This is a genomic window from Cellvibrio sp. 25HG11W-0 (assembly GCF_057815475.1).
The window spans coordinates 737,896-751,968 of the sequence record NZ_CM174230.1 but is presented as its reverse complement, the minus strand read 5'-3'; the positions used below and the strand labels follow the sequence as shown (position 1 = coordinate 751,968).

The following is a 14,073-nucleotide window of genomic DNA, read 5'->3' as shown; positions in this document are numbered from 1 at the left end:
CATAAAATCGACAGGTATTTTTATTATTCTTAAAAAATTAAGTCGCTACCTTAAAGAGCGGCCAACTTGCGCAACAAAAACCTCCGCTCCGGCTCTTGCTGAGTCAGCGACAAAGCCTTCTCGTAAGCTTGCTTAGCTAGAGTTAACTGCCCTAACTGGCAATGAAAATCGGCCCGCGCTGCATACAACAAGTAATAATCGTGTAATTCACCGCGCGCACTTATGGCATCCACAATCGCCAAACCTGCACTGGCACCATCACGCATGGCGAGTGCCACAGCGCGATTTAGCGCTATAACGGGTGACGGGCTTAGGTGCAATAACAAATCATAGAGCCCTAGTATTTCCGTCCAATCCGTATCGATATAACTAGGTGCTTCTGCATGTACTGCAGCAATTGCAGCTTGCACTGAATAAATACCAAAGCCACCCATGCTCAACGCGCGCTGAATCAATTGAGATCCCTCATCAATTTGCGCATGATTCCATAGGCTGCGGTCTTGCAGCTCCAGCGTGATTAAATCGCCCTGTGCATTGGTACGCGCAAGGCTGCGTGACTCTTGCACCAACATGAGCCCCAGCAACCCCATCACCTCAGCTTGCGGCAATAAGGCCAACAGCAAACGCCCAAGCCGAATGGCTTCCTGGGTGAGGTGTTGCCGCGTTAATGATTGCCCAAAGGATGCCGAATAGCCCTCATTAAATAGGAGATAAAGCGTATGCAAGACCGCAGCAATGCGCGCAGGAAATTCATGGGCTGACGGAATTTCATAAGGAATTCCCGCGTCGCGAATTTTGCTTTTTGCGCGAACGATACGCTGGGCGATGGCTGATGGCGTGGCTAAAAAAGCGCGGGCGATTTCTTCAGTGGTTAAACCGCACACTTCGCGTAGCGTTAAAGCAAGCTGCGCTTCAATGGAGAGACTGGGATGACAACAGATGAAGATTAATTTTAATTGATCATCTTCAATAGATTCGTTCAACCAATCATCGCTATCACTGACCGCGGCTTCAAGCTCTTGCGCAATACCCGCAAGAGATTTGTTAAACAATGCGCGGCGGCGAAGATGATCAATAGCTTTGAAGCGGCCGGCAGAAACTAACCATGCACGAGGATTGCGCGGAACCCCCTCACTTGGCCACTGCGCCAATGCGGCGCTAAAAGCATCGTGCAAGGCCTCTTCAGCCAAATCAAAATCGCGCAGCAAACGAATTAATGTTGCCAATACGCGGCGCGATTCCTGCCTGTAAATATCGCTAATCCGTTGTCGCGTTGGTGACTGATTTGCATCCATACCTTTATTCCACTGTATTCTTCTTTATGCCATTTTAAGCAGATTGAAAATAAATACCAAGACACGACTTAGCACCACGCAACAATGCCAACTCAGAACCCAATTAAAACAATGTCGTAAATTGATTATGAAAAATAGAGTCATATATGGTCCACCTCGCATTGCACGCTGAAAGTGTTCGAAATTGTAAAAAAGATTGCTTCCTTATATCCGGCCTTGAGGTGAGACAATTAAGTGATGGCCTAAAAAAGCAAAATTTAACGAGCCAAGATTGAGGACAATAAAGAGGGCACATCACCATGGACAGTGAGTTTTTTACAAGGAGACTATGCATCAATAGGCCAAATAAAGAACATAGAAAACAACAGGACCGGAAAAGCAACAAGCAAAGTCCAGACACCTGACTCAACATCATTGACAGAAGAAAGCAGCCTATAACGTCGTATTACCACCTAGCACCACTGACACTGAGATACAGCTCCCACTGAAACACCTACCTTCGGTTATAAGCATCTAACTAATAAGCATTGGTCAATCCATTGCGCGACTGCTAGTCTGCGCGGCTAGTTGGGGTTGGGCCCCATCAATATGCGAGCTATTCGCACCTCTTAGATTTTGCGCGCCTTGTACGCTGCACCACTGGGTATCGAAAGAATTATGGATTTTCAAATTGCTTATATAGTTGCCGGCCTGTTTGTGGGGTTTGTGGTGGGCATGACCGGTGTGGGTGGCGGTTCGCTGATGACGCCAATTTTGCTTTATTTTGGGGTGCCGCCCGCGAGTGCGGTGGGTACAGATTTACTTTATGCCGCTATCACCAAGGCGGGCGGCGTGCATGTGCACCACAAAAAACGCAATATTGATTGGCGTATTACCGGTGAGCTGGCGCTGGGCAGTGTGCCCGCCGCGCTGCTAACCCTCTGGGCGTTACACAGCATCAGCATGGATATTAATGTGCTGAATAGTTTTATCAAATTAATGCTTGGCTACGCGCTGATCGTTACCGCTGTTGCCATTTTATTTAAACGCAAGATTTTTAATTACAGCCGCAAGAACGACATGTGGATTACCCGCATGTCACGCAGACAGCAGGCCGTCTCCACCGTTATTACCGGTGCTATTCTGGGCGCGATAGTGACTATTACCTCTATTGGTGCAGGCGCTTTGGGTACTGTTGCCCTCTTCCTGCTCTACCCACTGTTGCCGACGGTGCGTTTGGTAGGCACTGAAATCGCACACGCTGTACCCCTCACGCTTGTCGCGGGTTTAGGCCATGCAGGCATGGGCAATGTGGACTGGCATTTATTGCTGAACCTATTGATTGGCTCGCTGCCAGGCATTTACTTAGGCAGCCACTTGGCCAACCGTGTTGCTGACCATTATCTGCGCCCTGCTCTAGCCGTTATGCTGTTGTTTGTGGGTAGCAGACTGGTATTTTAATTGCCTAACTGACAAAATTTTAAGCCATAAAAAAACGCCCCCGATGAACTTCATCGGGGGCGTTTTTATGTGCGCTAGCGCATTTGCGTATAATTAAGGGGAATCCATTGATAGGAAGTTGTCAGCTTTTTCAGGTGCCCTAAACCGGGAAATTGTAAATGAGCCGCACCTATTAAAATCCCATCCTTTGCAATTTCATCAAACATGGTTGTGCGCGCAATAGCCGCTGCTTTTTGATCGCTATCGAAGGCTATGGTGATTTCAGGGTGATCAAACTGTACCGCCCCCACATGAATTAGATCGCCAATTAATATGAGCTTTTGGCCTTCACTTTCAACCAAATAACTGCTGTGACCCGCCGTGTGACCATAGGTTGCCAAGGCTTTGATACCGGCAGACAATGGCGTTTTAGCATCAAAAGGGACAAACTTTTTAGCGGCGCTGTAAGGTGCAATTGCATTCATGGCCCCCTGAAAATAGCCCTTCTTATCTTCCGGTGCCTGTTCCATATTGGCCTTACTCAACCAATAATCTGCTTCGGCTTTATCGGCGTAGACATTGGCATTTGGGAAGGCGCGCGCATTGCTCAATGTCAGGCCGCCCAAATGGTCGCCGTGAAAGTGAGTAATGTAGACCGCATCCACTTGCTCAGGGCTATAGCCTGATGCCTTAAGGTTTTTGAGTAAATTGCCCAAGGTGGGACCAAAAAGCGTACCGGCACCCACATCTACCAATAAGAGCTGGCTGCCGGTATTGATGAGATAAGCATTAACCGAGGTTTCCAAGGGTGCTTTGAGGAAGGCTTGCGTGAGAGTTTTGTTGGTATCCGCTTCGGGCGCAGTTAATAATTTGTCTACAGGTAAATCCACAGTGCCGTCGCTGAGCGCGGTAATCTCAAAAGCGCCCAACATGATGCGAAAGTATCCCGGCGCCGGTGTTTTCGCCATAGGAGCAGCTGCATAGACCGAGCTGGCGCCCAGCGAAGCACATAAACTTGCAGCCAATAGCACAGCAGCAGAGAGCCGTTGAATGATCGATAGATTAAGCATATACAGTCCTTTTATAAAAGGTAGAGAGATGAGAGCGAAGGAGTCTAGTCGGCTACCTTCACGGCGACAACACACGATAGTGCAAGCTACGATTACCTAAATGAACTCAAAAATAGTGATCTAAAATACTGGACACTTAGCCCCTATCGCTAAATAGTTAAAGAACTTCTAGCACCGAGACATTCCTAGGCATAAATACTAGGCGGCGCTAACCCACCTTCTCCGGCGGCGGCGCCACGCGCAGTACCTCTTCCAATGTCGTCAAACCTGCCGCGACTTTTTGTGCGCCTGATAAGCGCAGCGTGCGCATACCTTCTTTCATTGCTTGACGGCGCATCTCTAACAGATTGCAATCACTGGTGACCTTCTCTTTTAGGGTTTCAGAGACCATCAGAATCTCGTACAAACCCTGGCGCCCAAGGTAGCCGGTGTTGCGACACTCAAGGCAACCAACGGGGCGATAAACCTTGGCGGGCACCGTGACTTTCCACGGCGCGACCAATTGCTGCCAGTCATCGGCGCTAATCTGCCCTTCTTCTTTACAGTGCGGGCAGAGCGTGCGCACCAAACGCTGCGCCATAACGCCGAGTAGCGTGGCGTTAATTAGGTAGGAGGGAATACCCAAATCGAGCAAACGCGCAACGGTGGAGGGAGCGTCATTGGTGTGCACGGTGGATAACACCAAGTGACCGGTGAGCGCCGCCTGCACCGCCATTTGTGCGGTTTCCAAATCGCGGATCTCGCCCACCATGATGACATCGGGATCTTGCCGCATAAGGCTGCGAATACCCGCCGCAAAATCGAGCCCAATTTTGTGATGCACTTGGGTTTGGTTAAAAGCCTCTTCCACCATTTCTATGGGGTCTTCGATGGTGCTGACATTCACTTCAGAGGTGGCGATTTGGCGCAGCGAAGAATAAAGCGTGGTGGTTTTACCCGAGCCAGTCGGGCCCGTGACCAAGACAATGCCATTGGGACGGTCAAGCATGGCGCGCCAGCGGGTGAAGTCGTCGCCCACCAAGCCCAAGTCAGTGAAGCTGCGCAGCAATACTTCGGGGTCGAAAATCCGCATCACCAGCTTTTCACCAAAGGCGGTGGGCAGGGTCGACATTCGCAACTCAACTTCGCTGCCATCGCTGCGACGAGTTTTTATACGACCATCTTGCGGCTTGCGCTTTTCCGCAATATCCATGCGCGCCAAGACCTTAAACCGACTGGTAACAGCGGTAGCAACATTGGCGGGCAACTCGTACACATAGTGCAGAACACCGTCGATGCGGAAGCGAATACGCCCCACTTCTCGGCGCGGCTCAATGTGGATATCGCTGGCGCGCTGGTCGTAGGCGTATTGCAAAAGCCAATCGACAATCTTAACGATGTGTTGATCGTTGGCATCTGGGTCGGTGGATTTACCCAGTTCTACCAGCTGCTCAAAGTTAGTCACTGCCGATGCGGCTGAAGCACCGCTGGCACCGGATACCGAGCGCGCCAAGGTGTAAAACTCCACCATGAAACGCTCGATGTCGGCGGGGTTGGCGATAACGCGCTTCACTTTGCGCCGCGCCACCTGCTCTACTTGCGGCTCCCAACCTTCCATAAACGGCTGGGTGCAGGCGATGACCACATAGTCGGCATTAACTTGCACACAGAGTATGCCGTGGCGCTTGGCGAAGGCGTAACTCATCACCTCGGTGGCTTTGGCAACATCAATTTTCATGGGGTCTATGTGAAACAGCGGCAGGCGCGCTTTGTTTGCCAGCCACTCGGTGAGCACATCGGCGTCCAGGGTTTTACCGGGGCGCTTGATGTCGTCGAGGCTTTGCGTGGCAATGTAACTAAGCGGGTGCATGATGGCTTGTTCGCGGCTGCGCGAAGCACCGAGCATGACATTGGCGTCGCCCTGGGTTAAGCGGCCATCGGCGACCAAATCGCTGATTAAGCCGCGTAAATCCAACACTCGGTCCAAAATCTGCGCCATTCTTTAATTCCTATTATGTAGTTAGGTGTTGATCTTGTATTGATTCAGTGCGGCTAAACATACCTTACGGCGGCAAACACAATGACTCGCTCAGCAATCTCGTCGCAGAATTGTAGCGGCTCTCTGCTAAAGAATCTGCCTATTGGCCGAGGATTCCCTTAATTCAGACCAGAACAAGGGACAACTGCTAAGCTTAAAACGTTTAATTTCAGCAACTTAAGCTCTAGCTTCTGCTTTTTCGGTGCTTATTCCTAGCAAAAAGACATCTAAATTGCACTATAAAGCCGTCATAAAAATGTAATAAAGCTGCGTGACCTGAGCGACATTAGTTTTTATACTGCGCACACTTTTAATCGGAGGGGCTCCTATGCCTTTTGCAAACCTATCCAATCTGTTCGGCCGTTCACCTATAAAGCCCATGCAAGAACATATGGCTGCGGCAGTAAAAGCCGCCACCGAACTGGTCAGCTTTTTTGATGCAGTCACCGACAACGACTGGGAGAAAGCACACCTGATCCATAAACAAGTTGTGCAGTATGAGCACGAAGCCGATGAGATTAAAAAGCAACTGCGCCTGCACTTGCCCAAAAGCTTATTCCTACCGGTACCGCGCACCGACTTGCTCGAACTGCTCACGATGCAGGACCGCATTCCCAATCGCGCTAAAGATATTGCGGGCATCATGATGGGTCGCAAAATGACCATCCCCGCGAGTATGAAAGAGCAGATGCTCGGCTTTGTGCGCGCCAGTGTTGCCGCCGCAGAGCAGGCTCTCACCGCCATTAACGAACTCGACGAGCTGTTGGAAACTGGCTTTAGCGGACGCGAGTTGACCGTGGTGGAGAACATGATTCAAGAACTGGATGAGCTAGAAGAGAAAGCTGACCAACTGGAAATTGGCGTACGCACCTCACTGTTTGCGTTGGAGGCACAATTGCCCCCCGTAGACGTGATGTTTCTTTACAACATTATTGACTGGATTGGTGATTTGGCGAACCGTGCCCACGACGTCGGTGGCCGCTTGCAACTCTTGCTCGCACAATAATTACTGAAAATCTGGGGTATAGAAAATGACTTTATTTGCTGAATACGGCCACGTGCTGTTTATTATGGCCTGTGTTTTTGGCCTGTTTATGGCTTGGGGTATTGGTGCCAATGATGTGGCCAACGCCATGGGCACCTCAGTGGGCTCACGCGCACTGACCATGAAACAGGCGATTATAGTCGCTATGGTGTTCGAATTTTTAGGCGCCTACCTTGCTGGCGGCCAGGTCACAGAAACCATTCGCAGCGGCATAGTAGACCCAGCGGTAATGGCCGACCGGCCCGATTTATTTGTCTACGGTATGCTCGCCTCACTCCTAGCGGCAGGCACCTGGCTACTCATCGCCAGCATACTCGGCTGGCCCGTATCCACCACCCACTCCATCGTCGGTGCCATTATCGGCTTCGCTGCAGTGGGCATTTCCGCTGATGCGGTACACTGGAGCATGGTTTGGACCATAGTTGCTAGCTGGGTTACCTCACCGCTCATCGCAGGTTTCATCTCCTTTTGGATCTTCCGCTCAGTCCAACACCTAATCCTGAATACCGAAGACCCCTTCAGCAACGCCAAGCGCTACATCCCCTTTTATATGTTTGCGGTGGGCTTTTTCCTCGCCATGGTAACCATCCTCAAAGGCTTAAAATTCGTCCTTAAGGAACACGGTATCAGCTTCAACTTTGGGGAAGCCATGATAATTGCGACTGCTGTAGGTGTGGTAGTGGCGGGAGTAGGCATGTATTTACTCAGCCGCATCAGCCAAGACAAGGTCGCCGATAAAGGCAATCGTTTCTCCTCTGTGGAGCGCGTCTTTGCAGTATTAATGGTGTTTACCGCCTGTGCCATGGCCTTCGCCCACGGCTCGAATGACGTTGCCAACGCGGTGGGACCAATGGCGGCGGTTATTGGCGTGATCAAGTCCGGCGCGGTTACGGCACAATCAGCCGTAGAACCCTGGATTTTGTTACTCGGCGGCGCCGGTATAGTGGTTGGCCTCGCCACCTATGGCTATAAAGTAATGGTAACTATTGGTAAAAAGATTACCGAACTGACACCTAGCCGTGGCTTTGCGGCAGAAATGGCGGCGGCGGCTACCGTAGTTATTGCCTCAGGCATTGGCTTGCCTGTTTCTACTACGCACACCTTAGTGGGTGCAGTATTAGGGGTAGGCTTAGCGCGTGGTATTGGCGCCCTGAATTTGAGCGTAATCGGCAGTATCTTCGCCTCTTGGATTATCACTCTCCCTGCCGGTGCTGGCTTATCGATTCTGTTCTTCTTTTTCTTTAAGGGCGTGTTCGGCTAAGTGACTCTTCTCAAAAAAGCCCAGATCATCACGATGATCTGGGCTTTTTTTTGCGCTGCACATAGTGAGCAAGATACAGATTAAAGCACCAAGGTCGTGCTCTTCGCCGAAGCGCGCTATGATGTATCACACTACATCTAACCAAGGTGCACACAGACAGAAAATGGACGCCAACTCACTGTTAATCGGCCTCGTCTTTAGCTCTATTGGGGTCGGCTATATGATTTATGGTCGCAAACAAAAGCACAAAGTCGTATTTTGGGCGGGCATTGCGCTTTGCATACTTCCCTTTTTTATCGAATCCAACTTAGGGTTGAGCGCCGCATCACTCGCGGCAATGGCGGCGCCAAAATTTATTACACTCTGAGATACAGAACCTTCAAAAACAGCGTGCCGCGCTGCATTTGGCGCGGCCCTCATTAGCTTTATGCAAAAAGGAACTCCTATGGCCTATCAACCCAAACTCTATCGCGACCAACTCGCACAATTGGTGGCCTCGCCGTCGGTGAGTTGTGCTGTAGCAGACTGGGACATGTCGAACATTAACGTCATAGAGCTGCTGGCCAATTGGTTTGGCGAGTCGGGATTTAAAACCCAAATCCTGCACCTAGAACAGGAAGGCAAAGCCAACCTTATCGCCACCCTTGGCAGCGGCGACGGTGGTTTAGTCCTCGCAGGTCACAGCGATACAGTGCCCTATGATGCCGACAGCTGGAGCAGCGATCCCTTTACGCTCACAGAAAAAGACGGCAAGTTGTTCGGCTTGGGCGCCACTGATATGAAAGGATTTTTCCCCGTTATATTGGCGGCAGTGCAACCCTACCTTCACGCAGAGTTTAAGCATCCTTTAATCGTACTCGCCACCGCCGATGAAGAGAGCAGTATGAATGGCGCGCGTGCATTGGCAAAAAATGGCTTAGGCGGTGCCAGCCCCCGCTATGCCGTGATCGGTGAACCTACCGAATTGGTGCCGATTCACATGCACAAGGGCATTATGATGGAAGCAATTCGCGTGCGCGGCAAAAGCGGCCACTCATCCGACCCCTCTCTCGGCAACAACGCACTCGAAGCAATGAACCAAGTGATGAGCGAGCTCATCAAGCTGCGCGGGGAATTGCAACTGAACTATCGCAACCCCGGTTTTGCGGTGCAATCGCCTACCCTCAACCTCGGCTGCATTCACGGTGGCGATGGTGCCAATCGCATTTGTGCCGAGTGCGAATTACATTTTGACTTACGCCTATTGCCCGGCATGGATAACGACGCGGTGCGCGCAGCCATTCAACAGCGGCTAACCCCTATCGCCGAAACTAGCGGTACCGATATAGTATTCTCCTCACTATTTGAAGGCGTAGCGCCATTTGGTGAAGATGAAAATAGTGAGTTAGTGAAAGCCTGCGAACAACTGACTGGCCAGCGCGCCGAGAGCGTCGCCTTCGCCACTGAGGCGCCCTTTATGCAACAATTGGGCATGCAAACCCTCGTGCTCGGCCCAGGCTCTATTAATCAGGCCCATCAGCCCGATGAATTTATTCCCCTCGACCAAATTGAACCGGCCGTTAAAATTTTACGCGGCCTGATAGAGCGTTATTGCTTAACCTAAAGTCACAAATTTTTAACAGGGCCATGTTCGCTATTGATAAACATGTACAACACCTGTTTTGGATACTAGGCCAGCGCCAGTAACTGTTTGTTTAACACTAAAAGCAATCCGTACAAAAACAGAACGCGCGCCTGAATAAAAAATATTAGCGAGATTCACTATGACCTCCAACCAAGACACACCTGAGTATGTAAAGTGGTTTCGCCACTCGTCACCCTACATCAACAAACACAGAGGTAAAACCTTTGTGATGATGCTGCCGGGCGAAGCCATTAGCCACGCGAACTTTTACAACATCATTCACGATATAGCGTTGCTTTCTAGCCTCGGGGTACGTTTAGTGTTGGTTCACGGCGCGCGCTCGCAAATCGATGCGCGGCTCGAACTCGCCGACACCTTCAGCCGCTTCCATAACAATTTGCGCATCACCGATGAAGAAAGCCTAAGCCTCGTAATTCAAGCAATTGGCGAAGCACGTACTGCAGTGGAAGCCGCACTCTCAACGGGACTACCCAATTCCCCCATGCACGGTGCAGACATGCAGGTCATTAGCGGCAACTTCACTGTCGCCATGCCCCACGGCGTACTCGACGGCGTTGATCTTCAACATACCGGTAAGGTGCGTAGAATTAATACCCGCGCACTCCAAACTGCGCTGGATTCAGGTGCCATAGTTCTGCTCTCATCCATGGGCTACTCCCCCACTGGCGAAGTATTTAATTTGTCATTTAGCGATGTAGCCACCCACGCGGCCAGCGCGCTCAAAGCAGACAAGCTCATCGCCTTTGTGGAAGGCGCGGGTATTACGGACACAGAAGGCCAATTAATTCGTCAGTTATCCCTGCAGGAATGTAAGGATTTACTCAGCCATCGCGGCGAAGATTTAACGCAAGAACTGCAGCAAGTTGTCAACGCCTGCTACCTCACCTGCCTGCAAGGTGTACCGCGCGCGCAGCTGGTCAGCTATAGCACCGATGGCGCCCTGCTAACCGAGCTATTCACTCGCGATGGGCTCGGCACCATGATTTACTCGGGGCAATATGAACAGCTCCGTGTTGCCAGCATCGACGATGTCGGCGGAATAATTGAGTTGATTGAACCGCTCGAACAACAGGGAATTTTAGTGCGTCGCTCACGGGAAGTATTAGAAACTGAAATTACTAAGTTTCATGTGATGGAAAAAGAAGGCACCATCATCGCCTGTGCGGCACTCTACCCCTACGGTGATATGGCAGAGCTTTCCTGCGTTGCCACTCACCCCGATTATCGCAAAGGCGGCCGCGCTGCCGTGCTCCTGCAACAGATGGAAGCGCAAGCGCGCAAACGCAAAATTCGCCAGCTTTTTTTACTCACTACACAAACCGCCCATTGGTTTGTAGAGCAAGGTTTTGTGCAAGGGAAAATAGAAGACCTGCCCATCGCCAGACAAGAGCTTTATAATTTTCAACGCAATTCAAAAATATTTATGAAGGAGCTGGCATGAGTGAGCAAGTGACAACCACAAGCGAAAGCACCTCGAGCATGGGCCACAATCCTGTAGGCTGGTTTGAAATTTATGTCGATGATATGAATCGTGCCAAAGCTTTTTATGAAGGCGTATTTTCCTGCAAACTAGAAAAACTCAACTCCCTCGACATTGATATGCAGGCCTTTCCTATGGACATGGCTAAATCGGGGGCTTCTGGCGCACTGGTATGTATGCCCGGCTTTTCTCCTGGTCGCAATAGCGTCATTATTTACTTCAGCTGTGCCGATTGCGCAGTCGAAGCAGCGCGCATCGCCCAGTTCGGCGGGCGCATTGAAAAAAATAAATTTCCCATCGGCGAATACGGCTTTATCGCCCTCGGTTACGACACCGAAGGCAATATGATAGGTCTGCACTCTCTTCAATAAAACGTCTACACATTGAGGGCGGCGAGCCAGTCCAAAATTGTCGAACTGCCCGAATATCCTCAAACACCACTGCGTGTTCATCGCCGTAATAGGCGCTTTTCTGTTATTCTAATCCCCTTAAAATTTCATTGATTCCATGCCTCTGGGCCCAGCCCAGTGGCGTCAAGAGGTCTGACCTATGCCTGTTTATCGCTCTAAAACCACCACCGCCGGCCGCAATATGGCGGGCGCCCGCGCACTTTGGCGCGCCACTGGCATGAAAGATGGTGACTTCGATAAGCCCATCATCGCGATTGCCAACTCCTTCACCCAATTCGTGCCCGGCCATGTCCACCTCAAAGATCTGGGCCAACTGGTCGCGCGCGAAATTGAAAGGGTCGGCGGCGTCGCCAAAGAATTCAACACCATCGCGGTAGATGACGGTATCGCCATGGGTCACGACGGCATGCTCTACAGCTTGCCTTCTCGCGACATCATCGCCGACTCGGTCGAGTATATGGTGAACGCTCACTGTGCTGATGCGATTGTGTGTATATCCAACTGCGACAAAATCACCCCTGGAATGTTGATGGCTGCGATGCGCCTTAACGTCCCCGTGATTTTCGTTTCTGGCGGCCCCATGGAAGCGGGGAAAACCAAACTCTCTGAGCATAAGCTCGACCTAGTAGATGCCATGGTAATTGCGGTAGACGACAACGCCAGCGACGAAACAGTCGCTGAGTATGAGCGCTCAGCATGCCCCACTTGCGGCTCTTGCTCAGGCATGTTCACCGCTAACTCCATGAACTGCTTGACCGAAGCACTGGGCTTGTCGCTGCCGGGCAACGGCTCACTCTTGGCGACTCACTCCGACCGCGAACAACTCTTTCTTGAAGCTGGCCGTCGCATCGTTGAAATCACCAAACGTCACTACGAACAAGATGACTACAGCGTTTTGCCACGCTCTATCGCCTGCTTTGATGCCTTTGAAAATGCCATGGCACTAGACATCGCCATGGGCGGCTCGACCAATACCATTTTGCATTTACTCGCTGCCGCGCAGGAGGGCGATGTCCCCTTCACCATGTTTGACGTTGATCGCATGAGCCGTAAAATCCCACAACTCTGTAAGGTTGCGCCCAATACGCCCAAGTACCATATGGAAGATGTGCATCGCGCTGGTGGCGTTATGAGTATTTTGGCAGAGCTGAATCGCGGCGGTTTGTTCCATAACAAGCTGCCTACAGTGCACAGTAAAACCTTCCAGGAAGCTCTGGATAAGTGGGACATTATAAGTACCGGCTCTGAGGCAGTAGCGACCTTCTACAAAGCTGGCCCCGCTGGTATCCCCACCCAAGTTGCGTTCAGCCAATCTACCCGCTGGCCAACATTGGATGGCGATCGCACTGACGGCTGTATTCGCTCAGTTAAGCACGCTTACAGCAAAGAAGGCGGGTTGGCGGTTCTCAAAGGCAATATCGCTATCGATGGCTGCGTGGTAAAAACCTCAGGTGTAGACGAAAGCTGCTGGGTATTTGAGGGCAAGGCCTATGTGGTAGAAAGCCAAGACAAAGCCGTTGCCGATATTCTTGATGGCAAAGTAAAAGAGGGCGATGTGGTCGTAATTCGCTACGAAGGCCCCAAAGGCGGCCCCGGCATGCAGGAAATGCTCTACCCTACAAGCTATTTAAAATCCAAGGGCTTAGGCAAAGCCTGCGCACTACTAACGGATGGACGTTTTTCCGGTGGCACCTCAGGCTTGTCTATTGGTCACGTATCACCTGAGGCTGCTGCTGGCGGTGCGATAGGCCTCGTTCGTACTGGCGATATCATTCATATTGATATCCCCCAACGCAGCATTAATGTCCTGTTAAGCGATGAGGAATTAGACACTCGTCGAGCTGCAGAAAATGCCAAGGGTGCACTTGCCTGGAAACCCACCGAAGTTCGTCCACGCAAAATTTCTGCATCTCTAAAAGCCTACGCTATGCTTGCAACCAGTGCCGATAAAGGTGCTGTGAGAGACTTATCCAAACTGGATTAAAACCATAACGCCAAACCTAGAATCAATCTAAGAATTCTAGGTTTAGCGTTCCTCGCTCACATCTTTCCGTTTTTTAGCGCCTTGCTATAGTCAATTTCCTACACCACATTCAGAGTTTGACGTCTTTAACTTAAAGTAGGCGCTGGTAGAATAACAAACACAAGGACGTCAGCCGTTATAGGAAATTTAGGTTGAAGGGAGAAATACTCAGGATGAGTTGGTAAAACGGAAGCAAGTAGGGATTGGGCAGGAAGCCAATGCGGTTAGGATGATCGCTTACCCATGTGGGACGCTAGGGGCTAGCAGGATGCGACGCTCCTTTTTTATTTTCACTCAATTATTATGCTCGACATATAAAGCCACTAAAGAAATTAAAAACGTTTAAACCGCAATCCTCCATCCCCCTTCTTCGTTCTACCAAAATAGTTGTTTGGCGTCCATTAAACC

General features: G+C 50.7%; 11 protein-coding genes. 8 read left to right on the top strand and 3 right to left on the bottom strand.

Annotation, left to right across the window (positions count from 1 at the left end; translation table 11 throughout):
• Window positions 1-50: 50 nt before the first annotated feature.
• A complete protein-coding gene (locus AC0KUT_RS03290) occupies window positions 51-1,295 on the bottom strand; it encodes an RNA polymerase sigma factor (protein WP_488833465.1) in 1,245 nt (414 codons plus the stop codon).
• A 657-nt stretch (window positions 1,296-1,952) separates the two neighbouring features.
• On the opposite strand from AC0KUT_RS03290, the gene AC0KUT_RS03285 reads away from it, so the two are divergent.
• Entirely contained in the window at window positions 1,953-2,735 is a 783-nt protein-coding gene (locus AC0KUT_RS03285; protein WP_488833464.1) for a sulfite exporter TauE/SafE family protein, read from the top strand.
• A 74-nt stretch (window positions 2,736-2,809) separates the two neighbouring features.
• Here the strand turns inward: AC0KUT_RS03285 and AC0KUT_RS03280 are convergent, their stop codons facing one another.
• A complete protein-coding gene (locus AC0KUT_RS03280) occupies window positions 2,810-3,784 on the bottom strand; it encodes an MBL fold metallo-hydrolase (protein WP_488833463.1) in 975 nt (324 codons plus the stop codon).
• A gap of 208 nt (window positions 3,785-3,992) precedes the next feature.
• Window positions 3,993-5,762 carry a type IV pilus assembly ATPase TfpB gene (tfpB, locus tag AC0KUT_RS03275; protein WP_488833462.1) on the bottom strand — a complete coding sequence of 590 codons (1,770 nt, stop codon included), beginning with the start codon at window positions 5,760-5,762 and terminating at the stop codon, window positions 3,993-3,995.
• A gap of 367 nt (window positions 5,763-6,129) precedes the next feature.
• Here tfpB and AC0KUT_RS03270 point away from each other — a divergent pair, with 367 nt between their 5' ends.
• The 7 genes from AC0KUT_RS03270 to ilvD all read left to right on the top strand — a co-directional run bounded on the left by AC0KUT_RS03270 (window position 6,130) and on the right by ilvD (window position 13,626).
• Window positions 6,130-6,807 (top strand): TIGR00153 family protein, encoded by a 678-nt coding sequence (locus AC0KUT_RS03270; RefSeq protein WP_488833461.1) that lies wholly within the window; start codon window positions 6,130-6,132, stop codon window positions 6,805-6,807.
• Between the two features lie 25 nt (window positions 6,808-6,832).
• Window positions 6,833-8,107: an inorganic phosphate transporter gene (locus AC0KUT_RS03265; protein WP_488833460.1), complete on the top strand. Its 1,275-nt coding sequence runs from the start codon at window positions 6,833-6,835 to the stop codon at window positions 8,105-8,107.
• A 118-nt stretch (window positions 8,108-8,225) separates the two neighbouring features.
• Window positions 8,226-8,474, top strand: a complete 249-nt coding sequence (locus tag AC0KUT_RS03260; protein WP_488833459.1) for a hypothetical protein — start codon at window positions 8,226-8,228, stop codon at window positions 8,472-8,474.
• Between the two features lie 78 nt (window positions 8,475-8,552).
• Entirely contained in the window at window positions 8,553-9,710 is a 1,158-nt protein-coding gene (argE, locus tag AC0KUT_RS03255; RefSeq protein WP_488833458.1) for an acetylornithine deacetylase, read from the top strand.
• 160 nt (window positions 9,711-9,870) lie between these two features.
• Window positions 9,871-11,193 (top strand): amino-acid N-acetyltransferase, encoded by a 1,323-nt coding sequence (argA, locus tag AC0KUT_RS03250; RefSeq protein WP_488833457.1) that lies wholly within the window; start codon window positions 9,871-9,873, stop codon window positions 11,191-11,193.
• The gene (locus AC0KUT_RS03245; RefSeq protein ID WP_488833456.1) at window positions 11,190-11,603 is read left to right on the top strand and encodes a VOC family protein; all 414 of its coding nucleotides are present in this window, start codon (window positions 11,190-11,192) and stop codon (window positions 11,601-11,603) included. Before argA ends, AC0KUT_RS03245 begins: the two co-directional genes overlap by 4 nt.
• Window positions 11,604-11,781: 178 nt before the next feature.
• Entirely contained in the window at window positions 11,782-13,626 is a 1,845-nt protein-coding gene (gene ilvD, locus AC0KUT_RS03240; protein ID WP_488833455.1) for a dihydroxy-acid dehydratase, read from the top strand.
• Window positions 13,627-14,073 lie beyond the last annotated feature (447 nt).

Coding starts and splice junctions, on each gene's coding strand:
- AC0KUT_RS03290 (WP_488833465.1), bottom strand. CDS start 1,295: ATGGATGCAAATCAGTCACCAACGCGACAACGGATTAGCGATATTTAC.
- AC0KUT_RS03285 (WP_488833464.1), top strand. CDS start 1,953: ATGGATTTTCAAATTGCTTATATAGTTGCCGGCCTGTTTGTGGGGTTT.
- AC0KUT_RS03280 (WP_488833463.1), bottom strand. CDS start 3,784: ATGCTTAATCTATCGATCATTCAACGGCTCTCTGCTGCTGTGCTATTG.
- tfpB (WP_488833462.1), bottom strand. CDS start 5,762: ATGGCGCAGATTTTGGACCGAGTGTTGGATTTACGCGGCTTAATCAGC.
- AC0KUT_RS03270 (WP_488833461.1), top strand. CDS start 6,130: ATGCCTTTTGCAAACCTATCCAATCTGTTCGGCCGTTCACCTATAAAG.
- AC0KUT_RS03265 (WP_488833460.1), top strand. CDS start 6,833: ATGACTTTATTTGCTGAATACGGCCACGTGCTGTTTATTATGGCCTGT.
- AC0KUT_RS03260 (WP_488833459.1), top strand. CDS start 8,226: ATGATGTATCACACTACATCTAACCAAGGTGCACACAGACAGAAAATG.
- argE (WP_488833458.1), top strand. CDS start 8,553: ATGGCCTATCAACCCAAACTCTATCGCGACCAACTCGCACAATTGGTG.
- argA (WP_488833457.1), top strand. CDS start 9,871: ATGACCTCCAACCAAGACACACCTGAGTATGTAAAGTGGTTTCGCCAC.
- AC0KUT_RS03245 (WP_488833456.1), top strand. CDS start 11,190: ATGAGTGAGCAAGTGACAACCACAAGCGAAAGCACCTCGAGCATGGGC.
- ilvD (WP_488833455.1), top strand. CDS start 11,782: ATGCCTGTTTATCGCTCTAAAACCACCACCGCCGGCCGCAATATGGCG.